We start from the raw sequence: 25,811 nt of genomic DNA on the forward strand, positions 1-25,811 counted from the left end.
GTTGGCTGCTGAAATCGGCTGGAACTGATGCTACAGATTTTTGGCGGCAAGATCAATCCCGGTAACCCGGCGCCCACCCTTGACGGCAGAAGGATCAGGGCGCGTACTCGGTCCGGGTGTCCTCATCAGCATCGACCGGCGGTGCTGGTTTGACCGGTTGGTTATCGATCAGGTAAAGGCAGACTTCTTTTGCTCCCAATTTTGAATAGTTGAACTTTGTCCCCAGGTTCTGCATTAAAAAGGAGACGTCAGTGCGGATCCGGGTGTCGTAGGTCTTGAACTCTTCGCTGCCGAAATCCTTGATCGCCCGCCGGAAGTTGTCATTCTTGAGAAATGGCTCAAGGACCCGCTCTTTCAGGAAATGAACATAACGCTCATGCAGGGATGCGTACAGCCGGGTCTGTTCAATGGACTTTTTCTCAAGGCGCAATTCCTGGGTCAGGGTGCGGCTGGTGTATTCTTTCTGGACCTCCATACGGAATGCATAAGCTTTCTCCGGGTTCTCCGCATCGGCAAACAGGCGTGTTTCGATGGGGGTGTAAAAGTCGGGTCCGACCCTGATTTTTTCCCCTGTGTAAAGACAATCGACCACCGCTCCTTCTTCGAAGTTGACGGCAAACATATAGTTCTTCAGGTCCCGGTCGATCTGCTCCTCATTGTAATAATAAAGGGCTTCCTTGATCTCCTGGGTGATGGTGTAGTTATACATGTGCATGAGTGAATCCAGGAAACCATCGGGAATCATGCGCATCCAGGCCGGGTTCTGGCGGAAGAAGCGGGCCAGGGTGGTCATGCTGATCAGGGACTTTTTCTGGGCATGGGTCGAGTAGAGTTCACTGAAGATCCTGATCGAATCCCGGCCGGAGAAACCCTGCTCTCCTTCATATTCCGATTCGGCGATGATGTTCTTGCGTCGTCTGGCGGTCAGGGCTTTGCGATCATCCTCATCCAGCCAGGGGGGGATATTGCCGGTATAAATCTCCATTTTCAGCAACTGCAGGTTGTTGTCGCAATAACTGCTGTATTTGGCCGGGTTCTTGATCCACTCCTGCATGGCCGGCGAATCCTTCTTCATGCGCGTGGCAATAATGATCCGGGCAAAATTGTGCAGCACCCGGGGGAGGAAATTGTCATCGATATGGCGGTTGAAGGTATTCCGGTAAATCTCGACCTCGGTCCGCAGATCGAGGATATAGGGGATTTTGATATATTCGATCCGGTCGGACAGAGACGGCAGGTTTTTTATGCTGTCCTCATCCTCCGGATTCATCAGGGCCAGAAACAGTGAGGTGACCTTTTCCTCGATATATTCGACCTTGTGCACCCCTTCGCTGATGATGTTGTGCAACTCCAGCAGGCGTTCGACATTGTACCCCTTGACATCCATCAGGGCGTAAATGCCGTTGTTGGTCTTGGCATAACTGGAAAACAGGTAGTGGACCAGGCCGCTGTCCTTGAGCAGGGCATTGATCCGTTCCTGCAGCATATCGTTATTGAGGACGTTTCTTTTCAGGGTGGGGTCACCGGGGTTATAGACGCTGATGCCGGTACCCAGCCGCCGACTGAACTGATAATGGCGGGCAAAGAGCATCTGCAGGACCTGCTGGGGGTTTTTCAGCCGGTTGAGCAGGGCCTGGTAGATGGATGAGCAGATGGTGCAGGGGCTGTCCTTGAAGAGCCATTCGTATTGTTTTTCGGTGAATAGTTTCCACTTGCTTTCGTCGTTGTTAAACAGGTCGTCAAAGAAATCCCGGCGATATTCGCGCGGAATCATCAGGATCGGACTGTCGTGACTGGGGCAGGGGACTTCGACAAACAATTCACCCCGTTGAATGATCCGCTGGGCCTTTTGCAGATTGTTGTTGCGCAGCTCCTGTTCGTCCATCAACTCGGACACTCGCATGAGCAAGCGATCCATCTGGACATCATCAAATTGATTCAATAAGCGCCGGTCGAGACGCCAGACGGTTTCGTAGGAACAGCCGGCCGGGCTGTTGGCGTATTGTTCGAAGACCCGCAGCAGGTTGTCCAAAAAGGTACTTTTCCCGCTGCCGTGCGGGCCTTTGAAAATGTAGATTTTGTTCTGCTGGGCACTGCTGCGGAAATTGTCCACCAGCTTGACCAGCCGGTTGCTGAACAGGCGGTCGGCAAAGAACGGGTTATCGGCATTTTTGACGAACAGCCTGCTGGTGTCGTAATAGACATAATTGATCGATTCCGGATCTCCTTCGTACTCGTCCACGCCTTTTTCAACGAAGGATTTGATCATGTCGTGAAAGACCTGGAAAATATTGCGGATCGCTGTGGTCGGATGAGCGGTGACCTGTTCAAGGTATTGGCTGAACGGGATCGGCTCCGCATGACGGTAGTTGGTCTGGACGTGGGCAAAATGCTGCATGGCCCGGTCGATGGGTTTAACGGCTGTATGTTTCATCCCGTCGGGCATAAGCTTAAAGCCTTTCTTTGGTCAGTTTGCGGTCGTGCATGTTGTAGAGGACCTTGCTCCAGTTGATATTGACCGGGCGTCCCTCTTCGTCCGTTTCCTGATCGCTGTCGAGTTCGGCGTCTTCGGTTTCGAGTTTGACCGGGCCGCCCCAGAGGAATTCGATGCCGAGCATGGTGTTGGCGATGTATTCCTGCACCAGCGGCTTGCCTTCGTTGCGATGGCGCAGATAGAGCGCGCCGTCAGTCCCCTGGCCGCTGACGATCTCTATTTTCGGGGGGTGATAGAGGGAGTCGTAGAGCATGTTGCGGTAGCTGTCCGCTTTACGGCTGCGGACATAGTATTCCCAGACCATCCTGCCCCTGTTCAGGCGGCGCCCGGCGACAAACAGTTTGTTGTGGTCGATGAACTCCTGATCGACAAAGCTGTTGATGAAGGTGAAGTCGCAGCAATCTTCCCGGACTTTGAAGATGAAGTCCCGGCCATGAGTCTGATCCGAGTTGTTGCTGAAATGCCGACGTTCTTCAAGCCCCTGCAGCCGCTGGTAATCCATGGAGTAGCAGCCGCGCTGAGCCTGAGCTTCTATCCAGTTGAACAGGCGCAGACCGAGGGCGTAAGGGTTAAGCCCCATCTTGGGCATGGCGGTGACCGCGGCATTGACCCGAGCGAAGTCGACCTCGTGGCCGTTGATCCTATCGTCCTGCAGAAACAGCTGCTCGTGCCAGTAGCTGGCCCAGCCTTCGTTCATGATTTTGGTACGGACCTGGGGCTGAAAATAGATCGAGGTGGTGCGGACAATTTCCAGCACCGATTTCATCCATTTGTTTTCGTTGCGATTGAGCACCGGGGAGTGGTCGATGAGAAACTGCAGCAGATCGAGGCTGGCCGGGCTGGTATCGCTCTGGTATTTTTCAAAGGCGGCGTCGAATTCCGGATGTTGGGTCAGCAACTCGGCAAAAAAGGCGTCTTCCCCCAGTTCGCCCCGCTCTTTGAGGCATTCGTTATAGCGGTTCAGCCGTTTGACGTATTCGCTGGTGCTGACCTTTTTCTCCTGCTGCAGAAAAACATCGAAATAATAATTGACCCTTTTTGAGCAGCCATTGTCGAACTTGTGAAACCTGGAGAGTTCTGAATGATAGGCGACCAGGTTGTCGATGCCGCGGGCAAATTCGATGACATAATCGACCCAGCGGCCGTGCTCCGAGCGCAGTCGGGTGATCAGCCGTTTATCCGCCAGCGCTTTCCCGGCCAGGTCATAGTCCCAAGTGTGCTGGAAGTAGAGGTTGTTCTGGAAAAAATCGATATGGGCCAGGACATGATAAAAGATCATCACGTTGAGCCAGTCGGGATTGTTGTCGTTGTAAAATGAAATCGCCGGCCGGGTATTGATGACCGTTTCATAAGGGTTGGACGGATAGAGTTCGTATTTGCCTTTTTCCTTCAGAACTTCGACATCATGGACCCAGTAATCGTAGAGGGTCGGGATCATGTTCTTCTGCATCAGTTCGATCATATCCCGGTTGCTGACGATATATTCGAGGGTTTCGTCCTGAAAGCGCAGCCCGGCGCTGCGGGCCCTTTCCTTGCAGCCTTCCATGATGTGCTTGGTTTTTTGATCAATCAGTTGCATGGCGAACCTTTCCTTGCCGCAACCCGGTTATTCCGAGACCAGGGTGCGGATCCCTTCGATAATCCGCTCTTCGGCAGCGTCGTCCTTCATGGAATCGAGGCGCAGCAAATTGGTGGCCTGTCTGAGCAGCCCGGAGCGTTTCAGGTACAGTTCCATCAGAGTGGTGCCCGGCGCGACATGGGCGCGTTCGGCCACGGTGATGCCGACCCGATTGGCATAGGCGAGCATTTTTTTCAGTTCCAGAATGGCCTGTTGCCCTTCCCGGTCCCAGTCGTCCCCGTCGGTGCCATGGAAAACGTAAATGTTGTAATCGGTGGACAGGCTTTCTTCGGCGACAATGGAGTTGATCAGACTGTAGCCGGCTGCAACCTGGGTACCGCCGGCAACCCGGGAGTTGTAGTAGGTATAGAAGTCCTCGACTTCCTTGGCTTCGGTGTCATGGAGGATAAAGCGGGTTTCCACCTGGCCGGCGTACTGGAAGAGCAGCCAACTGTAGATGAGGATATGCTGAGTGACGACCAGTTCCGTCGGGTTCCCGACCATCGACCCTGAGTAATCGCGGATAAAAAAGACCACGGCCTGGGATTCCAGGTCTTTTTCCCGTGACAGGATCCGGTAAACTTTATCTTTGGGCGCAATCAGGAATTCACTCGGATCAATGGCATCGATATCCGCGAGGTTGCCGAGGCCGATGTTGGTTTCCAAAATCTGCCGTAAGGTGGCCTTTTTGTCGAGAATCTGGCCGAAACCGCGGTTTTTGTCGGTCAGGTCATAGGTATAACGGGTCAGCGAACGTTTTTTGCCTTTTTCCTTGAGGTTGGGCAGCTGGAACTTTTCGGTCAGGATGCGGCCCAAATCATAGGCGCTGGCATCGATTTCATGAGGGCTGCTTGAGCCTTGCCCGGCCCCACTCCCTTCTCCTTCCTCATTGGCATGGACCGGTTGCTCGCCGATCACTTCACCTTCCTCGCCATCGCCGTGACCACCGCCCTGCTGGCCCTGTTCGGATTGTTGCAGGAAACGGTTGTCGTGGAGAAACTTCTCTTCCACCGTGGTCGGCACAACAATGACCTTGTCGCCCTTCTCGCGCACCGGTTTGACCAGCCTGCCCAATTTTATTTTGCGGGGGAAGCCGTCCAATTCGCGGATCCGGTCGCGCTCCAGCAGATCGTCCAGGCTGCGAATGCTGTGATAAACCGGCCCTTTGCCCGGGCTCATATCCTGAATGGCGCTGAAGTCGTCGGTTGCAAAAAGATCATTGATGGGCGGTGGCGGAGCGATTTGCGCGGCAAAGGCGCGCTCCTGCTGCTCCACTCCGGTCGCTGACCGGGTCGGCCGCCTGTCGCTTGCCTGTTCTATTGAGGGTGCTGTTTTTTTCATGATGAATCCGTAGCAAGAGGTCGCTGGTTAAGCAAACTCCCCGCCCGTCCCAGTGAACTGGCGCTGCCCGGGCACCGTCCGGCATAACCCCGACCAGAACCAGGTTTGCGCAGCGCAACGCAGCGGGATGCTTGTTCAGCAGCGTCAACGTTCATCAACTTTCATCTTCCTGGGTACAGAAATACTCGATGGTCTTCTGCGCACAGGTTTTACAGTAGCCGAGCTGATTGAGCATGGTATCGACCATCCGGTCGTAGAGTTTCTGGTTCTCTTCATTGGTCCGGTTGGCCAGGGCTCCAACCAGGGAACCGGCACCGGCAATATCCGACTTGAGCCGGACATCGGTCACCGCCTTGACCAGTTCGAGGTTGTCCATGAAGTTGTAAGAGGAGTCGAGGGAGATCTTCTGGCCGTAAATCTTGCGGATCGAGGTGCGGAAACTCTCCCGCTGCTCTTCGGTCTTTAGGCCCAGCCGGTCTTCGACGCTCTGGATGAAGCGCTGATCAATCTTCAGGGCCTTGAGTTCATCGGTCTGCGGGTCGCGATACTTCCACATCTTGTCCGGGCCCAGGTTGTCCGCGTCCATGCCAATGATCATGTTGACATAGCTCATGACATCCTTGCGGATCGCCTGTGGTTCGTCCATGTAGGCATTGAACATTTCGGTCATGATCCGTTCGCGGTAGAGTTCCTTGGCCAACTTCAGGTCACCGATATATTTGGCCCGGTCGTTGTTATCAGACACATAATCCAGAATGACCCGCTCCACGGCCGGGAAGATGTCATAGGCGAACATGCAGCGACCTTCATTGGTTTCTGACGATTCGACCATCAGCTGAATAGCACGCCCCAGATTTCTTTGGCCGAGTCCTTTCTGGCCGAACCGTTTGGTGATGTCCGCTTCCTGGTTAAGGATGTCGATCACTTCGGCCAGGGTTTTGATGCTTTTTTCGCCGGCGACTTCACCGGCGGCAAGTTTCATGGTTTCGATGGCGGTCAGTTTTTCGCTGTGCGGCAAGCGGGTCAGGACCACGGCAACGCTGGCGGCGTAATTGAGGTTCGGATCCTGGTGGAGGATCTGTCCGGTGAATGTGGTTTTGGTCTCATTGCCGATGGCGTAGTTGGTCAGGTCTTTCTGCATTTTGTAGTTGGTGTTGTGCGAAACATAGCAGACCCGGCAGCGGTCGATGATGGGAGCCTCCTCCTTTTCCGCCAGGAAGCGGTTGAATTCCGAGTTGTTGCTGGTGGCGATGATCAGGGTGTCGATGGGCCATTTGTAGCCGTCCATTTCGATGAGGCGGTTCTGGATCACTCCCAGATAAACCTGCACCAGGTCTTTCTTGTTTTTGTAAATCTCGTCGCTGAAATGGATTCCCCCGCCGGCTACCCGGGCCAGGGCCCCGCGGCGCAGGTCGAAACGATACGGATTGTTGGTGTCGGAAATATGCAGCAGGCGCTGGATCGACTCTTCCCCGAGCAGGTCGACGGCGCTGGAGGTAATTTTATCCTTGGCCGCGTACTTTCCGGTCACCGTGCCGAGGGATTCACTGAGCGGGACCGGAATGATCTCGATATGCTTGAGCAGCTCATCGACCCTGCCATCGGTAAAGGCCCGCAGTTCTTCCAGAATATAACTGCTGCAGGCGCCCAGGGGACGATAGTTGTCGTAAAAGGTTTCAATTTGCCGGTCGCTGAACCCATAGCGTTCGGCCAGGATCTGCTGGCTCTGCTCACGGCTTGCCCCCAGGTTCATGGCCAGGATCAGCGGGTCTTCATAGGTCTGTGATTCAACGGTCGAAATGCGCCCATAGCTGCCCAGCTGATCCAGCTTGTTAAAGCAAAAGGTATATTTGCGATTCCCGGGCTGCTGCAGAAAATCACGGTATTTGGCGCAGAGGTACTCGACAAAGAAGGTTTTACCGTTCCCCGGTTCGCCAACCAGGACAAAAGCCATCTCTTTGGATGACCCCCCTTCCGCAGCGTCTTTGACAAAGGAAACGAAGCTGTTGATTTCATCGTACATGCCGATGGCATGCTTGGCTCCGCTACGAAAGATTTCAAAGTCATAGGTCGAACGACCATTGACCACGACTTTGTTGACGGGCTGCGAAAGGATCATTCTGGCAACACCTTGGAAGGCATTTTCAAAGCGTCGCTCACCTTGCAGGACCGCCTGCAGATGGTCATCGAGGGACTGATTGTTTTTGTGTGTTCGCGCTTGTGCCATAATTCACCCTCCTCTTGGGAATTTCCGGCTCTTGCGGGGTTTAAGGAACTAGCGCAGCCTGCTGAAGTTTCATCATGTTCTGAACAATGCCATAAAGATGAGAAAGCAGCGTTTCTCCTGCTGACGACGACCTCAAGGTGAGCTGCTTTGAAGCAGTGACCACACCTTGCGAGGTTCGGCGGCAGGGTTTCAACAGCCTGTCACAACTAAATTATACATCGCATAGGGGGCATTTTAAGAGGGCGACGGAAAAAATAACTTATTTGGTTCAGGTTGGCTGGAGCGGTCGCCGATAACCGGAGCAGGCGGATGCCGGCGAGCAAGACTGGACGCCGCCACCCGGGCGACGGCGGGAGCGGAGTCACCGCTGAACCCTGCGGTGCTGCAGCAAAGGGCAGGGATGTAAGTATGATTGCTTTGATTTAATGAGTTTGGTTGCTCTTTCCTGACCGGTTGAGGCAGAGCCGGAAATCGGCGGAAAACTGAGAGGTTTTTTCAACCATACGAATTTAAATGATTCTTCGTTGTTTCTGTGTGAGGACTACGGATAAAATCTTGACATTTAAATAATTTTTAATTATTTTTTACGAAATATTTTCCATCTCCGGGCGGTCTTTCGGCGTGGCTCTTTCAGGCGCTTTGAAAAGCATTACAATTGACCGTTTGCTGAGGCTGTTTTGAAATCGGATCAACGTCGGCGTGTTTTTCTCCAGGGGGTCGTTCTCCCTGAAACGAACGCATTGGTGATGGAAATCGGTTCTAACCGCTGAGCGATCAGCACGGATTGTAAAAAAAATAATTCTGCCAGGTTTCTCTGCGGTCTCGGCTGGTTGTCAGGGAGCTGTGCAGAACGTCTTTTTGTCCCTTTTGCATGACAACCGAAAAAGGAAACCGAAATGCCAAGGAAAATTGTCACGATGAAAATCCCCGGCCTGTTTTTGTTTGCATTGCTTTTTTGCATGGTTGTTCCGCGTGCCGATGCCTATGAACTCGATTCGCCGCTGAAATACAAGGCTTTTGAGTTGGCGAACCAGTGCCGGGATGAGGTGGTTAAGGCTTTTGATGCGCTGATAACGTCCGGACAATTAAGAGAAGGGCAGGTCTTTGACACCTTTTACGTGCCGATCCCGAATACGGTGCCGCAACGCTATCATACCCAGTATGATACCCTGGCCGATGAAGTGATTCGGCCTATTCTCGATCGCTACCTGGAAAAGGATCCGCACTTTGTGTTTGTGATCATTCAGGATATGAACGGCTATATCCCGACCCATAACACCAAGTTCTCGCAGCCTTTGACCGGTAACCCCGATGTCGACCTCAAGCGTAACCGCGCTAAAAAGATGGCCGCTCACCAGGCCGGTCTGGCCGCTTCACGAAATACTGATGATTACCTGCTGCATGAATATGTCCGCGATACCGGGCAGGTGATGCTTGACCTGGCGGTGCCGATTTATATCCACAAGCGCCACTGGGGCGCAGTCCGTATCGGTTTCAAAGAAAAGTGAGCTTCTGACTTATTGAGTGTGGCAGGTGCTCCCGCCCGGTTGGGAAACGTCTAAGAGATGGTCTTGTTCAATAACCTGATCGGACGAGATTGGCCGATTCGTTCTTGAAAAGATTTTGCAGTCAAAGCACAAGAGCTCAAATGATGCGTTGCGATCATTTGAGCTCTTGTGCTTTGATAAGCAAAGATGCCGCTGGCATCTGCCTCCGGCTGTGCTATTTTAATTCCCCGCAGCGATAACTTTCTGCTGCCAAAGCCTGCTGCCGCGGCAGGCCGTACTCAGCAACCGGCGGTATTCTTCTCAGCCAGAGTGACCACATCATGAAGCCACAACTCTCCGGTTTTTTCTTTGCCCTCGGGGCATTCTCCCTGTGGGGAGTGATGCCTGTTTATTGGAAACAGTTACAGGTTGTCCCGCCATTGGAAATTCTTTGCCATCGCGTCGCCTGGTCCTGCGTCTTTCTGGCCCTGATCATCAGCGCTCAGAAACGTTGGGGTGAGGTGCGACGGATCCTGGTGGCGGCCGGTGAGTGGCAAAAGCTGTGTCTGAGCGGAGCACTGGTCGGTGGTAACTGGCTGGTGTTTATCATCGCTGTCAATAGCGGTCATGTGGTTGAAAGCAGCCTCGGCTATTATATTACGCCGATGGTCAATGTGCTCATCGGTTTTCTGTTCCTTGGCGAGCGGTTCAATTGGCTCCAGGTGACAGCCGTGGTTTTTGCAAGCGTCGGAATCGGCTATTCGCTGCTCGCCTTTGGCGATCTGCCGATTTACGGGCTGACGCTGGCGTTCAGTTTTGCTTTCTACGGCTATGCCCGCAAAAAAATCAAGGTGGCGCCGATTCCCGGCCTGTTCATTGAGACCATGTTCCTGCTGCTGCCCGCGTTGGCTTATATCGGCTACCGGGCGGTTTTTTCCGGCAGCCTGTTTTTGCAGCAGGCCGATATCAGCTGCTGGTTGATCGGGGCTGGAGTGGTGACCAGCCTGCCGCTCTTGTGTTTTGCCTCGGCCACACGGTCCCTGCGGCTTTCAACCATCGGCATCCTGCAATATCTTGCACCGACGATTTCTTTCGGCCTTGGTATCCTGGTTTACGCTGAGCCCTTCGACCAGCATAGCCTGGTCACCTTTGCCCTGATCTGGGCGGGGGTGCTGCTGTATTGTGTCAATGCGCTGCTGCAAATGTCCAGGGCTCCGCACCGGGCCACCTGAGACCGCAGTTGGGAAGAATCGGCCGGCAATCCCATGGCACTGGCTTTCCGAACCCCTTTTCGACCATGCAGGCGTCCATTGCCGTGCGGTCCGGTTGGCTGTGGTGGGTTTTTGCCACGCTGGCCGTGATTAGCAGGATACTGACCAGTACTGCTCCTCAAAGCCTCCTCATAGAATTCTCCTTGTCCTGAAAAAATCGATATGGGCGCTTCTACCGGTTGCGAACGACTTGTTTGAGCGTCTCTATAGCCCTCTTCTTGCGCTTATTTCGTCAGCTGCTGTGACACTAACCCCACAGCAGCGTTTTTTCTGTCACCGAATTGTCGCCATCGTTAAATGATCATCGGGTAAGAACCGGGGGCAAGGCCGAAGGGCGCTAGTTTAAGAGTCGCTGGCAGCAAAACCGGGACTGTCCCGGCACGGGGGCTGTCCCAGGTCTTTGCGGTGTTAACCGCGACAGTTTCATGGCTCGCAAACTCTTGGGACAGCCCCCGATGACCCTGGGGACAGTCCCGAGTTTACTGCAAAGTTGCTTAAACCAGCGCCCTTCGGGACAAGGCCTGTTTATGCGTTGTCCGCTTCGGTTGCCAATGTTTTTGTGTCTTGTCAATCACCCATCCAGGGCGGCAGGCTGTTTTTCAATATCTTGCTAAGGGCTGTAAATGATCCTTGTGCGTAAGTTTCCCGCAGGCAATGAGCCGTTGGCCGGATAAGATTTGGACAGGTTAATAGCTCTGTGCTACTGTATTTCTGTGCTATAAAGAGGAGCGCTGCTGTTTTTCCGAACACCTTCTGATTCCGGATTGGGTTATGTCCTCTGGCCGAGAAAGAATGCTGGTTTGGTTATGAACAGTTCATTTCATCTCAGAAAATATGTCACCCCGGAAATCATTTTTGGCAGAGGTGCGCGTCATTATGTGGGACGCTATGCACAGCAATTCATGGCGACCAAAGTCTTGCTGGTCTCTGATGTAAAAGTCTCTCAAACCAGCTGGTTTGATGATGTCAAAAAGAGCCTCACCGAGGCCGATATCTGCTTTGAAGTCTTCACCGGGGTGACGCCAAATCCACGGGTGAGTGAAGTGATGACCGGGGCTGAACTCTATCGCAGCGGCGGTTGCAATGTGATCGTTGCCCTGGGTGGCGGCAGTCCGATGGACTGTGCCAAGGGGATCGGCATGGTCAGCTCAAACCGGATGAATGTCACGGCTTTTGAAGGAGTCGATCTGATTTCCTCGCCGGTTCCACCGTTGATTTTTATTCCCACCACGGCTGGTTCCTCCGCCGATGTCTCGCAGTTCTGTATTCTTTCCGATCGCCGGGCGCTGAAGAAGATTGCTATCGTCAGTAAGGCGATTGTCCCAGATGTTGCACTCATTGACCCGGAGACCACCATCTCCATGGAAAACTATCTGACGGCCTGCACCGGGGTTGACGGCCTGACTCATGCCATCGAGGCGTTTGTCTCGATGGGCAGCGGCGTCCTGACTGATTCGGCGGCCCTTGAAGCCATCAGCCTGATCCGGAACAACCTGGCCGAGACCCTCAGGGATCCGGAGAACCTTGACCTGCGCGAGAAAATCATGCTTGGCAGCATGAAGGCCGGGTTGGCCTTTTCCAACGCCAGCCTTGGCGCGGTCCATGCCATGTCGCACAGCCTCGGTGGCCAGTATGATCTGGCCCATGGCGAATGTAATGCGATGTTGCTGGAACATGTGATAGCGTTTAATTTCCCTGCGGCCCCGGAGCGTTTCCGGGTGGTTGCTGAAACCCTTGGGCTGGATGTCAGGGGGCTGGGGGATAATGAACTTAAAAATGCCCTGATGACTGATGTGATGAGGTTCAAACGGGAGGTTGGGATTGCTGATCGACTGACCCAGAAAGGCGTGCAGTACGCCGATGTCACCGATCTGTCGCGGAAGGCGGTTGCTGATGCCTGCATGCTGACCAATCCGCGCCAGCCGTCCCGACGCGATATCGAGGTTATTTTCGAGGAGGCCATGTAGCCTGAGACTAGCGAAAGCCGGACTGCCATGACAGATTCGCAGGATCATCATACCGAGCACAATGCCGAAAGCGGCCAGGACCATGTGCAGAGCATTATCGGGCTGGGAAAATTTTCGGCCCGGAAGAGCTATTACCCTGAATTACAGAAAAAAATCGAAGAACTGCATCAGGAAAAAAATAAATTCGAACGTATTTTCGCAGAAGCCCTCGGCGGGATCTTTCAAGCCCGTCCCGGTGGCCGGATCCTGGTTGCCAACCCGGCGATGATCCAGCTGTGCGGCTATCCCTCCCTCCACGAATTCGAATCCCTTATCGATATTTCCCAGCAACTGTTTGCCAGTGAAGCGGACTATTGCAAACTTGAGAATGAATTGCAGTCAGCCGGGTCGGTTATCAGTTTTGAGACCCAATTCCGGTGCTATGATGGCAGCCTCGTCGATGTGCTCCTGAACGCTTCGCTGCGTACCGCGGAGCAGGGGCAATATATCGAGTGCTTTGTCGAAAATATCACTGAGCGCAAACAGGCTGAAGAGAAACAGTTGCGGCTGAAAAAACTTGAGTCCCTTGGGGTGCTTGCTGGTGGGATTGCACATGATTTCAATAACCTGCTCACCGGTTTGCTGGGGAATATTGAAATGGCAAAGATGTATATCCCAGCCGAAAACCGTTCCCAGGCTTTGCTGGATACGGCTATCCGTGCTTTGGAGCGGGGTGCCGGGCTGACTGAGCGCTTGATGACCTTTGCCAAAGGCGGCGAGCCGATCAAAGTCAGCCTTCCCCTTGAACCGGTGCTCAGAGAAAATGCCGAATTTATTCTGCAGGGTGAACTGGCCACCCTCCAGTTTGATGTCGCCCCTGACCTGTGGCCGGTTGCGGCGGATAAAGGGCAGCTCGGTCAGGTGGTGACCAACCTGGTTCTCAACGCCCAGCAGGCCATGCCCGGAGGGGGGACGATCCTGATCCGGGCCGAGAATATCGATCAGGCCGGAAAGTCATTCGTCCGCTTTGCTGTCAGCGATGAAGGGACCGGGATCGATTCAGCGACCCTGGAAAAGATCTTCGATCCCTATTTCACCACCAAGCAGCACGGCAACGGCCTGGGCCTGGCGTCCACTTATTCCATCGTCAAAAAACATCAAGGGACCATCTCCGTCACATCCGAGCCCGGGCGAGGAACCACCTTTGTGGTGACCTTGCCGGCTGCTGAGCGTGCGGTCACTGCGGTTGTGGAACAGGAAAAGCCGATCAAACGACCGCACGGCGAAGCGCCGGCGGTTCTGGTTTTGGAAAGTCAAGAACTGATTCGCAGTATGACCGCCCATATGTTGGAGGAAATGGGCTACCGGGTCGACCTGGTCGGTGCGGCGGAAGAAGCGCTGCGGCACTGTCGCTGCGCCCATGGGCAGGGTTGGTTTTTTGCCGCGATGCTGCTTGATCTGAATGCGCCGGGCGCACAGCAGGGGGCCGAGCTGGCCTACGAGATCAGCAGAATCTGTCCGCAGACCCGGATTATCGCTTCCAGCAGTTACGCCAATGATCCGGTTCTGGTCGACCTCGAACGGTCCGGTTTTTGTGGGGGAATTGTCAAGCCCTTCCGTTATGCTGAACTCGGTAAAGCTGTCGAAGACGCCTTGAACTCAGACCTGGAATCCTGACCTCGGCAACAGGTTCAGGGCAGAGGGATCTGTACTTCCGTCAGACCGGGTGGTCTGACGGAAGTTTTTGCTTTGGCCGATCAGAAGAAGCGGGCGTGAAACAGCAGCCAGACACTGTTGGTGCTGGTTTCATCGCCATACTCGCCGTTGAAGGCCAGTTCGAGGCTATGCAACTGGCCATGGGCTTCAATCCCGGCGGCAACGGTCCAGCTCAAATCATCCACCGCCGAAGAGACCTGGCTGGTGCCCGAGCCGACCACGGACTGGTCGATCTTGATTTCGTTGTCCGTCAGCAGGCAGCGCATTCCCACCGCCAGGTGCGGGGTGAGCATGGTGGCTCCGTTCTGGACATTGGTGCGCCAGCCGAGGGAGGAAACCAACGCCAACTGATGTTCGTTCAGTTCTCCCACATGAGTGTCCCACGCGCTGTCCTCAGCATCGGTGGTAAACCCTTGCCGATAGATCCACTGGTAGGACAGACCAATCTCCGGAAGCACCAGCAGCGCTTCGTTGGTCAGCGGATAGCCGGCCATCAGTTCCCCGCTGATACCGAAGCTGTTGTAATCGGCCTGTTCCCGGCTATCCAGGGACAGACCGGTGCGGCCGGCATAATCATGGCTGCTGTAAAATCCGTTCAGCTGACCGCGGATAATCCCCTGATCCTGCTCGACGAGACTGTGAAATCCTGCAAACAGGACGCTCTGATCTTCGGAGTTTGCGCTGAACCCGGTTCCGTTGAAATCGACGCTCCCCTGGCTGTAGCCCAGATGATAACCAAAGAAACTATCCTGATACTGGTCCTGAAAGCCGACAATAAAGCCGTGTTGACTGGAATCGTAACCACCGTTGCTGCTGTCCAGTGTGCTGCTTGACATGAACGGGATTAGGAAAAAGTTCATTTCCGGCAGATCTTCCGAATCCTCGTAACTGTTGATCACACCGCCTGCGGAAAACCTGCGGGGAGCGTTGCCAGTAGTTTCCAGGTATTGGTTAGCCAGATGTTGGTTCAGCAGCCCGGAAAACAGGTTCAGGGTGCTGTGCAGTTGGTTGACGGACTCCAGAAACGGAGAAGAGGACGGCGCATAGGTCAGAGTGACGGTGTCATCGCTGCTGCTTAAGGTGTCCTGATCGTCATAACCGACCACGACATTGGGGTTGAGAACTGAGACGGAACCGAAGCTGCCAACCACGTCGCCGCTGCCGGCAAAGATCGAATACGCGGTATTCCAACTGAAATCATCCCCGGACACCAGGTCCAGGGTGACATCGTTGAGGGAGAGGGTTGCAGAATCGGCAATATAGATGGAACCGATGGTGGCATCCCCATCCAGGGTCAGGGTATAGCTGTCGACCAGGGAAACGGTCGATCCGGAGCTGATGTAGACTTCATAGGCTTCAGTACCGGCGCTGACGCTGATGGAGCCGCTGTTGCTCAGGGTCAGTTCGGTCCCGTCAAGGAAGATGCCGTAGGCATTAGAGTCGGCGCTGACAGCGATGGACCCGCTGTTACTGACATTGTCCGTCGCGGAAATGCCGTACGCCGTCGAACTGCCCGAGGCGCTGGAGTTGCTGGCTGCCACATTGATAGTACCGCTGTTGGTGACAGCGGCGCTGCTGAAAATACCGTAAGCGGTGGCGCTGTCGGCAGCGTTGGCCGCACTGACTGAGACAGCGATGGTGCCACTGTTGGTTACCGTATCCGTGGTGGATATCCCATAGGCGGTGGTGTCCGCCGTTGTCGCGTCCGCGCTGCCGGTTGCCGCCACGGAAATGTTTCCGCTGTTACTGACCGTAGAGGCGCTGAAAATGCCGTAGGCGGTGGTTTCGACTTCGTCCGAACCGCTTCCGGCACTGGCGCTTACAGTGATACTGCCACTGTTGCTGACACTATCGGTTGCGTTCAGCCCATAGGCATTGACTGCGGCAGTGGTGGAGTCGCTGGCTCCGGTCGCGGTGACGGCGATGGTTCCACTGTTAGCAGTGGTGCTGCCGGCGGAAATCCCGTAGGCGGTGGTGACCGCCGTCGTCGCGCTGCTGGCGCCGCTGATGGTGGTGGAGATTGTTCCGCTGTTGCTGACGGCGGCACTGGTCAGAATTCCGTATCCGCTGGTGGCGGCCGTCTCCGCGTCGCTGGCACCGCTGGCACCGCTGGCGGTAATGGTCAGTGTTGCCGTATTGGCCACCGTCCCCGAGCTGATGATGCCGGCTGCAGTTGTCGCGGCTGCCGATGTTGTGCCGCCCGCCGTGCCACCTTTGGCGGTAACGCTGATGGTGCCTTGATTGGTGACCGTAGCCCCGTCGGTCAGGTCATAGATTCCATAGGCGGTTAGCGCTGCCGAGGCTTCAGCCGCACTGCTGGTCGCCGTGCCTCCGGAAGCGTCGATGCTTATGGTGCCGCTGTTGGTGATGTCGCCTTCTGCTGCAATGCCGTACAGCGTACTGTCTGCAGTGGCTGCGCCGCTGCTGCTGGCTGCGCCGCTGCTGCTGGTTGCGCTGCCGCCTGTGCTTTCAATGCTGATAGCGCCGCTGTTGGTCACGCTGCCGGCGCTGTAAATCCCGGCGCCGCTGGTCGATGCTGCTGCCGAGCTGTCCCCGCTGGCGATTCCGCCGCTCAGGGAAAGGGCGATGGTGCCGCTGTTACTGACCGAAGCTGCATTCAAGCCATAGCCCGTAACCTCGGCTGATGCACTGGTCCCTGCCTCGGCACTCGAACCGGTGATGGTGACGCTGACTGCGCCGCTGTTGGTGAGGGCGTCGCTGGAATAAATACCGCTGCTCGCAAGGTCCGCCTCGGCAAAGGATGAGCTGGAGATGGCGCTGCCGCCGACCGAATAAATCTTGATCGCCCCCTGATTAGTCAGCCTGCCGTTGGCCAAAGAGTAAAGCCCGTACACGGCAAAAGAAGTGTTATCCATATCTCCGGAACTGTCGCCGGTGGCCGTGATCGAGTAATCGTCCTGATTTAGTAGCGCGGTCGAGGTATCGTCCAGTTCAAGACCGTAAACAATCGCATCATCGCCAAGTCCCGTTTTCAAAACGGTTACTTCGTCAGCTGAGGCTGTTGACAACGAGAACAGACAATACATGAGGACGGTCAGGCTGCTCCGTGAAAAATAATGGCCGGGCTTCTTCATAAGGGGTCTCCAGATGATCGGGATAGATGGACAAGACTTAAAGCATGACAGTAGTTCCTATACGGGTATCTCGGATGAAGCAGGATGTTGATGAAGTCGCTTTCTGTATCGACAGGTTTCGATTGTGGATATTTTGTCAAGAAAGTCTGACGGTTTAGCGGCGGGAATGTTACGTGGTGCGTTATTGCTGCTTCAGCACCATTGTGGGGGCAATCCAGCAAAATTTCAGCAGCTGTGTGAAGCGGTCATGCCCCGGACTTTGCCGGTCGTGCTGAACAGCACAACGCTTTGCTGCGACGGGTGGAAGCCATAGCGGCCTGCCCGGCTCTCTGATCGGGCTGGCCCGGTGTGCGGCCGCTCGAGGCTGTCGGCAGTTGCCCTGCCAACGTTAGCCGGCTGGTACTGCTCAGTCTGCGAGGGGATCTTCCCCCTGCTGCCAGCCGGCAAGGTATTTCTCCAAAAGGTGAAAATCCTCCCCTTTGTGCTCGGTCAGAGTGACGTACATATGCTCCTTGGGGATCTTCCAGGTGTCGTGGAGCAGGTCCATGAATCCCAGGACCAGGGTCCGGCGTTGTTCCATGGTTCGCCCCTGGCGAATATCGGCGTTGACCAGGGCCACCCCTTTTTCCGGATGTTTGACCCGGCCGATGGACAGGTTATGCGTACCGAACTCACGAATGGAGATGCTGATATGGTCGGTTCCGGTATCCATGACTGTGGCGAAGAGCTGCCGAACCTGTTCAGCAAAGCTGACCTTGTCGGCATCGTTAAGCGTGCGATTGATCTCAAATTGCAGGTGCGGCATAGCTCCTCCTTGCTGGAGTAGGACTCGGTTCTGAGTCTATATTGCTGAGTATAGCAGGCAATCACCATTCCCCCGGTCCGGGAATAAATAAATTATTATTCCATACAGTTCGGTCCGGGCCATTAAGTGGATCTTTTTTTCCTTTATTTGCAGTCTGTTAGCCGTTTTTTGCACGCTTTGTCAGGGCTATCCTGGCGCGGCGGATGTATAGCCAAAATATACAATTTAGCATCTGAATAAAGACTGTCTGGCTCTCTTTTTTTGCGTTTAATGTCAGTGATATCAAGATGTTATCTTGTGATCGGGCGGCTCTCTCAATGGCTTGGCATGATCTCTGCTTATACTAAGGACAAAACCGTTTCGCTTTTGCGGATTGACAGGAGGACGCCATGAAAAGATTTTTACGCCAGTTCCCAGTTGTTTTGCTCTCCCTGCCGACCACTGCCTTTGCCGCGGAGTCGGCCGGAGCCGGTGAGGGAAGCTTGCTGTTATCGTTGTTTATCGGCTTCTTTGCGCTGATTATCGTTTTTCAGTTGGTTCCAGCCACGCTGATGCTGATCGGCATGTTGCGGGGGCTGTTTGGCCGCGATCAGAAAAAAGTCGAAACGCATCGTTAAGTGTGACGCTTGTGCAGAGAAAGGTGGCAGCCATGAAAGGTTTATTGATAGCAAACAGGGATAACGCAGCTCGCGAGCACCTGGCTGAAATGTTCCCTCAGGATGAATATCAGGTGACCACAGCGGACTCCGTTGCCGAAGCCCTGGAAGGCATCATCAACAAGGAGATTCAGGTCGTGGTTCTTGACGGCAGTTGTCATGAGGAAAATGTCGTCCGCCTGGTCCCACTGCTCAAAAAGTGCAATCGCAACCTCTTCATTATCATGGTTTCCGAAGAGATGCCCATCAATCTGGTCCGGCGCATTCGTCAGGAAGGCATTTTTTACCATGCATTGAAGAGTGCCGGCGCGGATGGGATGGAGGAAATTTATCAGGCCGTCTGCTGTGCATTCAAAAAATATGAAGAAAATACCCAAAAGTCGTTTTTTGCCGGAAAGGAGAAGGCTATGTTCTCGATCAAATCGTTATTGTCGTCCCTGGTGATCACTATGCTGCTGATTTCACCGGCGCTGGCAGTTGACACGACTGTGACTTATAACAGTGGGCTGCTGGTGCTGCTGTTTGTCGGCTTCTGTGCCTTGCTGATTGTGGCCCAACTGATTCCGGCCTTACTGGTCCTGTTCGGAATGACCAAGGCTGCGACCCGTGGGCTGTCCGAAAAGCGGAAACAGCGGGTGCAATCACATTGAGCTTGTGCCTGGCAGAAGCCACTGAATCCAGGGGCTGGAACTGACCGGATTCAACCAGGCGGAAGAGGAAACATTCTTTTTACCCAAGTGGCAGGAGCACGCCCAGCGCGGCGTGCTCCTGCTTTTTATTACGGGGTGCAAAACGGCGCGAGAATTTCTGCAGGGAAATAGTTTCCTGAACCACGGGGTTGTGCTATCAATAGCGTTTCGGAAGAAGGAGACGTTTGTACAATGGCATTTCATACCTGGTTGATGTATCTGGTCCTGGTCTTGATTGCGACCTCCACGCCCGGTCCTGCGGTCCTCTTTATTATGACCAATACGACCCTGCACGGGTTAAGGAAGGCTGTTTTTGCCGCTCTGGGCAATATCTCCGGACTGCTGTTGATGGGGACGGTTGCGGTCACCGGACTGGGGGCGTTGCTCAACACCTCTGAGATGGCTTTCAGCACGATTAAATATATCGGTGCCGCTTACCTGGTGTATCTGGGAATTCGGCTTATTCTGCAAAAAGGTATCGATCTTAATGCCCTGCAGGGACAATTCAGTCCGGTTGAAAAATCTGCCCGGAAGATTTATTTTCAGGCCCTCGGAGTGGCTTTGAGCAATCCCAAGGCCATTGTTTTTCTGACCGCGTTGTTTCCGCAGTTTCTGTCCCTGGATGCGCCGTTAGTCCCCCAATTCCTGCTGTTGATATCGACCCTGATGGTGTTTTCATTTCTGTTTCTGTTGGTTTATGCCCTGCTGGCACTCAAAGCTAAATTCTGGCTGCTGAAACCGTCGCGGCTCAAAGTTTTCGGGCGGGTGAGTGGTTCGATATTTGTCGGTTTTGGTGCCTTGCTGGCGACTTCTCATCGATAAAAGGATATAAAATCGTGACGACAAAGTTGATTCGGCCGTCAAGTGAGGCCCTTGACCAAATCCTCGGCCAGACTTTCCCCGTTCTTGATGATGGATTTGTGCGGGTGGTCGATTACATGGGGAATGACAGCTCCATTGTTCAGGCGGCCCGGGTTTCCTATGGCGACGGAACCAAGAAAGTGTCCGAAGACCGGGCACTGATCCGCTATCTGCTGCGCAACCAGCACACCACTCCCTTTGAAATGTGCTCGTTGAAGTTGCATGTGCGTGTGCCCATGGACACCTGGCGGCAGTGGATTCGCCATCGCACCGCCAGTGTCAATGAATACAGCACCCGTTATTCCATCGCCATCGATAAGGCGCAACAGACTGAGCCGGGGCAATGGCGTTCCCAGGCCCGGGATAACAAGCAGGGCAGCGGCGATTTTCTCGATCCGCAGGTTGGCGGGATTCTAAGCGCCGGCGAACGGAAGCTGCAGGCCTTGTCCAAAGATATCTACAGCGACCGACTGGCCCATGGTGTGGCCCGGGAACAGGCCCGCAAGGACCTGCCCTTGAGTACTTATACGGAAGCGTTCTGGCAGATGGACCTGCACAACCTGCTCCATTTCCTTGCCCTGCGTATGGACCCCCACGCCCAGCTGGAGATCAGAAACTATGCCCAGACCATAGGCGAACAGATTGTCAGCCGTTGGGTTCCGGTGACCTGGGAGGCCTTCAAGGATTATCGCTTCGGGTGCATGACCTTGTCCCAGCAGGATCAGGAATTGCTGGCCTTGCTGGCCGCCGGTAAGACCGATGCGGCCTTGCTCTGGTGCAGCGAGCATGGTTGGCTCCGGGAGAAAGATGGGCGCAAGGTACTTTCCCGGGAAGCACAGGAGTTTACCGATAAACTGGCAAAATTAGGAGTGCGCGCTCCCTGGGAGGAGTGAGTTCTCCACGTTCTGCCGGGAATAGCCTTCCGCCGCCGCTGCCTGATCGGGCAACGGCGGTTTTTTTTGTTAGGGAGCTGATTCTCACCCCCATCCCGACCTTCCCCCATCAAGGGGGAAGGAGCAAGACATTGGCATACTTAGATATTTGGCGATGTCGGATTTATAGACGGGTACGGAACTGAATGCTATCAACCCGCAACTCTTCCAATTTCGCAGCCCCTCTGTCCGCCAGTACGAGAAGCGAAGCTTTTCGTTCAGGCGCATTCGACGACGGTGCGGCCAGTAGCGGCCATGATCCGTGATTAAAGGCAACGGTGACCAACCCTACCCAACAATCAGCGACCAATTCGTAGCGATACCGCACCCTGAATAAACGAAACTCTCGAGCAATCAAAAGGCCATTTTTTGCTTCCTTTTTGCTGGCCTGGGCAAAAAGGAAGGCGGCGAGCGGGGCCGTGACCCCGCGGTCTTGATTTTGATTTTGAGGTATTGGAATTTCTCTGGCAGACCAAAATAGTTCACTGATCAGCAGCAGAAACCGGCGGGTCTCGGCCCGCCAGCCGACATACTTTTTTTTGATCGCAAAATAAAAGTATGCAAAAAAACTCTTCTAATTTTTCGGGATGAGCAGGTTTGGTGGGTTTTATCGGTAGATTACGTGGGTTTCAGCTCCGTGGCCAGGGATTGAGACGGTTACGTTTTTCAGCCTTCGAAGCATTGCTATGTGGGGCACGAATCGTCGCAGCATGAGCCCCGACAAAGGCAAGCCTTTTGACGGGGCAATGGAGAGTGGTTGTTGTTGAAGCGATATCTCTTCTGCGGTGAAATTGGCTGCTCGTCTATTTCACCATCCCGACCTTCCCCATCAAGGGGAAAGGAGCAGATAATCTTCCCTGTTTTATGATGCTGCTTTGCCAAACTAAATTTCATCAATTCTTCCAATTCCGCAGCCTCTCTGTCCGCCAGTACGAGAAGCGAAGCTTTTCGTTCAGGCGCATTTGACGACGATCCGGCCAGTAGCAGCCAAGCTCTGTGATTAAATGCAACGGTGACCAACCCTGCCGAATTAGCAGCGACCAGCGCATCACTGAACCCTCCCCGGAACGGACGATCATCCCGAGCAATCAAAAGGCCGTTTTTTGCCTACTTTTAGTCGGCCTGGACAAAAAATAGGGCGGCGGGCGGGGCCGCGACCCTGCGGTCTTGACTTGGATTTCAGGGTTTGAAAGTTTTCAGCATGAACGGATATTGATCGTTGAGAAACACCAGAAACCGGCGGGTCTCGGCTCGCCAATCACCCTAACTTCCCTTTTCCCGGCCAAAAGACTCTTCCCACATATCCCAATGCCACTCCCACCAGCAGCCCGCAGAGGGGGTAAAACAGGCCGAGGACGGTTGCGGCCGGCTGTAGATTGCTATCACCACCTGAGCCAATCAGAAAATAGAGCCCGACCAGGACCAGGATTTTTATGTCGATCCGCAACCTGTAGCTGAACAGGGGCGGCAACATACTGAGCAACGGAAGGGGGGCTTCCAGACGGTCGGTATCACCGGACTCGGCCAGGAACCCGAGCAGACCGCAAATAACCGCCTCCGCACCCAGTAACTGAGGAGTGTGGCCGAAGCAGAGAGCGAGCAGCAGGTAACAGAGTTGGGAGAGCAGCGCCAAAGGAAGATACAGTAACAGCAATTTTTTCAGACCGAAGCGGTGTTCAACCGCGGCAGCGACCAGCCACAGAAAAGTCAGGTTGATCCACAGCTGGCCGGCCCCGGCATGAAGAAAAGGTGCCGCAAGAGCCGCCAGCAGGCCGTTGAAGAAGGTCGGCTGGGCCGGCAGGAAGGCCAGCTTCTGTTGCAGGGTGGCCAACGGTACAACCAGTTTCAGCAAATAAAAGATCAGCAGTTGACCGCCGACCAGGGCCGCTGTCGCTGGCGGCAGGTCGAATTTGCCGATTTTTCGGTCAACGAGCTGCTCTCTGCGGATATCGACATATTCAGCACATAGATCCCCCACCGACTCGCCGGTCTCGCTGGCCTGGAACAGAAAGAAAACAATCACTCCGACGATCAGCAGCACCAGAGCCAGAGGATAGATGTTGTGCAGCGGCCCGCGTAGCAGCAGGACCGGCAGAATCAGCAGCAGGACCTGAGCGATGAAGATCTGGCGCAGTTTTGGCAACCATGACTCCAACTGCGGTTGCGGGCTGTCGGCGTCCGCGTCCTCCTGAACGAAATGGTGACTGGGGCGGGCCTGGGCAGCCTCGAAACGGGCAAAGATAATACCGCATTGTTGGCAGCTGTCTCCCTGCTGGTGCCCAGCGGAGCATTTCGGGCAGGTCCGGCCCTGCGGCTTTTGCGCAACGGCCGCGTTTGGTTGCCCCTGCGCCTGGAGCGGTTCCGCTGGTTGCTCGGGAACAACGTCGCAGAGCAAACCGAGCCGGTCGAAAAAGCTTTTGTACTGATTGGCCTTGGGTTCGCTGAGACCTTTTTTAAGGATGACCCTGCGGCCGGCCAGCAGGCGGTTCACGGTCTCGGGTGTGAACTTGCACTGCTGCTCAAGGCTTGTCCTGACCTGCTCCTCATCGGCGTCAAAGGCCAGGTCTCCGCTGAAGACAAGTTGATAAGAGTTCATGCGCTTGTGGTCTCACGGGGTGCAGGGGAAAGTGTTTGTAAGTGATTTTAAATTACAGAACTGTAATTTTTATGTCAACGACCCTTTTCAGGCCGCGCGGAAATGCGCTGGGGAAAAGCCTGAGAGACCTGCTGCTGGCCTCATAAACCCCAGAGCAACAGGGTTTTTCCATCCCAGTTAGGTTTTTCCGTGGGGGGGAGCAGTCGTTTAACCCATTTGATCTTGATCGTCGGTCCCAGGTCCCGTTCCAGTTGTCCGCTGACCCGGTTATAATCGCTGAGGCTTTCCGGCAGGGTCAGTAGATCGGCTTTATTGGCCGCCTGTTCAACGACGATACTGCCGACCCAAAGATCGGTCGCGGCTTCATTGATTTTGTAAGCGCTCGGCCACAGCCGCAGTACCAGCCGCTGTGAACCCTGCAGCTTGGTCATCAACAGCTGATCGGGTTCGCCGCCGTTCAGTTGCGGCAGTACGGGCAGGTCTTTCAGGGCGGCATGGGGAATAAAGAAATTCAGCAGTTTTTTGTAACTGAACCCATTGCTCTCCTGCCAGCCTCTTCTCTGTAGCTCGGCGGCGAGCCGGTCCGGTTCTCCAGCCCATTGCAGGCTCAGGGGCTGCTCTGTTTCACCCAGCAGATCGGTGCGCCAGGCAGGCAACTTTTGCCAATCGCTGCCTTGCCAGTCGACAAAGTTCAGGTATTCAATGTTGTGTTGGGGGCGATAGCGGATCAGGTCCTGATAATGGCGTTCCCTGACATAAAAGCCACCGATCGCCAGAAAGACAATGGCTGTTGCGATAAAAACGCTTTTCAACGGCACCGATTCGGGTTTCCGCAGGTAAAAAATGGCCAGAAAAATAACCCAGGCCCAGCCCAGGGACAGACCGCCCAGCACGTCGGACAACCAATGGGCACCGAGGTAGAGACGGGAAAAACCGATGATGGCTGAAACGGTGACAGCCAGGGCAAACGGCAGCCAGCGGAGCCGGCTGGGAAGTTCATGAAAAACCAGAATCGCCAGAAACCCAAACAGGATCGCGCTCATGGTGGTATGACCGCTGGGGAAGGCCCAGCTGGAGACCCCGCTGTACAGATCGACGGGGCGTGGGCGATGGAGCAACCACTTGAAGATCTGGACCAGGGCAAACCCGCCGCAATAGGTCAGCAGCCAATACTTTGCCGCCCGATATTTGCGGGACCAGAGCAGGATGACCAGCAGGGTGACTGCGCCAATGGCGCTCAGAAACATATCGCCGAGTTCCGTGACGGCAATCATCCAGGAATCCGCCCAGGAGGTTCGAATCGCCTGCAGGAAGCGGAACACGGACTGATCCGCAATGGTCAACGGGTCGGAATTGAGCAGGTCTTCCAGAATGCCGAAAAAGAGCCAGGTGGAGAGGGCAAGGAAAACGCACAGAAATGGCAGGAAGCGCTGCTGACCCCGTGGTGAAATCTGACTCAGTCGGCGGAAAGCCTGGCGACCCAGCCAGATGATCAGCCAGATGATGGCGCCGAGCAGGAGCAGAAACAGACTGAGGCGGGTACTGACCGCTCCGACCAGCGCCAATGAACTCCCCAGCAGCACTCCGGGGATCAGGTAGGCAAAGGCCCAGCCAATGGCGGACAGAATATTGACGGTCAGAAAATGACCGATCGGCATATCCAGCATGCCGGCAATCAGGGGAATCACCGGTCGTACCGGGCCGACAAAGCGTCCCAACAAGACGCTTTTCCCGCCGTGGGCGCGGAAAAACTGTTCCCCCCGGGGGAGCAAGGACGGGAATTTTTGAAAAGGCCGCCAGGCCCTGATCCCCTGATGGAAATGGCGACCCAGCCAGTAGCTGAGACCGTCGCCGAGAATCGCTCCGCAAATAGCGGCAAGAACGGTCCATTTCAGGGCCAGCGCGCCACTGCCGGCCAGAGCTCCGATGCCGATCATCATGACCGTGCCGGGAACCAGCAGACCGACCACGGCCAGAGATTCCGAGACTGAGATCAAAAATACGGTCAGATATGCCACATCGGGGTGTGCTGCGACCCCGTGAAGGATGGTGTTCCAGAGATGTGTCCAGTTCATGG

16 protein-coding genes are annotated in these 25,811 nt (G+C 54.8%); 8 read left to right on the plus strand and 8 right to left on the minus strand.

Annotated elements, in window-relative coordinates:
• Positions 1-94: 94 nt before the first annotated feature.
• The 4 genes from N909_RS0114760 to N909_RS0114775 form a co-directional block, all read right to left on the minus strand.
• Positions 95-2,446 (minus strand): serine protein kinase PrkA, encoded by a 2,352-nt coding sequence (locus N909_RS0114760; RefSeq protein ID WP_063336398.1) that lies wholly within the window; start codon positions 2,444-2,446, stop codon positions 95-97.
• Between the two features lie 4 nt (positions 2,447-2,450).
• Positions 2,451-4,073, minus strand: a complete 1,623-nt coding sequence (locus N909_RS0114765) for a SpoVR family protein (RefSeq protein WP_029916452.1) — start codon at positions 4,071-4,073, stop codon at positions 2,451-2,453.
• Between the two features lie 27 nt (positions 4,074-4,100).
• Complete coding sequence (locus tag N909_RS0114770; protein ID WP_084167721.1) at positions 4,101-5,453, minus strand: DUF444 family protein; 1,353 nt, start codon at positions 5,451-5,453, stop codon at positions 4,101-4,103.
• Between the two features lie 154 nt (positions 5,454-5,607).
• On the minus strand, positions 5,608-7,680 hold the full coding sequence (locus tag N909_RS0114775) for a serine protein kinase (protein WP_029916456.1): 2,073 nt from the start codon (positions 7,678-7,680) through the stop codon (positions 5,608-5,610).
• Between the two features lie 896 nt (positions 7,681-8,576).
• On the opposite strand from N909_RS0114775, the gene N909_RS0114780 reads away from it, so the two are divergent.
• The 4 genes from N909_RS0114780 (at position 8,577) to N909_RS0114795 (ending at position 14,061) form a co-directional block, all read left to right on the plus strand.
• Positions 8,577-9,188, plus strand: coding sequence for a chemotaxis protein (locus tag N909_RS0114780; RefSeq protein WP_245613607.1), 612 nt, complete (start codon positions 8,577-8,579; stop codon positions 9,186-9,188).
• A gap of 320 nt (positions 9,189-9,508) precedes the next feature.
• Entirely contained in the window at positions 9,509-10,399 is an 891-nt protein-coding gene (gene rarD, locus N909_RS0114785) for an EamA family transporter RarD (protein WP_029916468.1), read from the plus strand.
• Between the two features lie 845 nt (positions 10,400-11,244).
• Positions 11,245-12,405, plus strand: a complete 1,161-nt coding sequence (gene ercA / locus N909_RS0114790) for an alcohol dehydrogenase-like regulatory protein ErcA (RefSeq protein ID WP_029916471.1) — start codon at positions 11,245-11,247, stop codon at positions 12,403-12,405.
• Between the two features lie 27 nt (positions 12,406-12,432).
• On the plus strand, positions 12,433-14,061 hold the full coding sequence (locus tag N909_RS0114795) for an ATP-binding protein (protein WP_051689792.1): 1,629 nt from the start codon (positions 12,433-12,435) through the stop codon (positions 14,059-14,061).
• An 80-nt stretch (positions 14,062-14,141) separates the two neighbouring features.
• On the opposite strand, the gene N909_RS24745 is transcribed toward N909_RS0114795, so the two are convergent.
• Positions 14,142-17,195, minus strand: a complete 3,054-nt coding sequence (locus N909_RS24745) for an autotransporter domain-containing protein (RefSeq protein WP_029916476.1) — start codon at positions 17,193-17,195, stop codon at positions 14,142-14,144.
• 406 nt (positions 17,196-17,601) lie between these two features.
• Entirely contained in the window at positions 17,602-18,000 is a 399-nt protein-coding gene (locus N909_RS0114805) for a tautomerase family protein (protein ID WP_029916478.1), read from the minus strand.
• 389 nt (positions 18,001-18,389) lie between these two features.
• On the opposite strand from N909_RS0114805, the gene N909_RS0114810 reads away from it, so the two are divergent.
• From N909_RS0114810 to thyX, 4 genes are all read left to right on the plus strand, one after another.
• On the plus strand, positions 18,390-18,617 hold the full coding sequence (locus N909_RS0114810) for a hypothetical protein (protein ID WP_029916480.1): 228 nt from the start codon (positions 18,390-18,392) through the stop codon (positions 18,615-18,617).
• A 32-nt stretch (positions 18,618-18,649) separates the two neighbouring features.
• Positions 18,650-19,306: a response regulator gene (locus N909_RS25065; protein WP_063336399.1), complete on the plus strand. Its 657-nt coding sequence runs from the start codon at positions 18,650-18,652 to the stop codon at positions 19,304-19,306.
• Between the two features lie 231 nt (positions 19,307-19,537).
• Complete coding sequence (locus N909_RS0114820) at positions 19,538-20,167, plus strand: LysE family translocator (protein ID WP_029916484.1); 630 nt, start codon at positions 19,538-19,540, stop codon at positions 20,165-20,167.
• Positions 20,168-20,178: 11 nt separating this feature from the next.
• The gene (gene thyX, locus N909_RS0114825; RefSeq protein ID WP_051689793.1) at positions 20,179-21,099 is read left to right on the plus strand and encodes an FAD-dependent thymidylate synthase; all 921 of its coding nucleotides are present in this window, start codon (positions 20,179-20,181) and stop codon (positions 21,097-21,099) included.
• A gap of 1,297 nt (positions 21,100-22,396) precedes the next feature.
• Here the strand turns inward: thyX and N909_RS0114830 are convergent.
• Complete coding sequence (locus N909_RS0114830) at positions 22,397-23,734, minus strand: rhomboid family intramembrane serine protease (RefSeq protein ID WP_029916488.1); 1,338 nt, start codon at positions 23,732-23,734, stop codon at positions 22,397-22,399.
• Positions 23,735-23,874: 140 nt separating this feature from the next.
• Positions 23,875-25,809, minus strand: a complete 1,935-nt coding sequence (locus tag N909_RS0114835) for a bifunctional DedA family/phosphatase PAP2 family protein (protein WP_029916489.1) — start codon at positions 25,807-25,809, stop codon at positions 23,875-23,877.
• Between the last annotated feature and the right edge of the window lie 2 nt (positions 25,810-25,811).

It is taken from the genome of Pelobacter seleniigenes DSM 18267, assembly GCF_000711225.1.
Lineage (GTDB): Bacteria > Desulfobacterota > Desulfuromonadia > Desulfuromonadales > Geopsychrobacteraceae > Seleniibacterium > Seleniibacterium seleniigenes.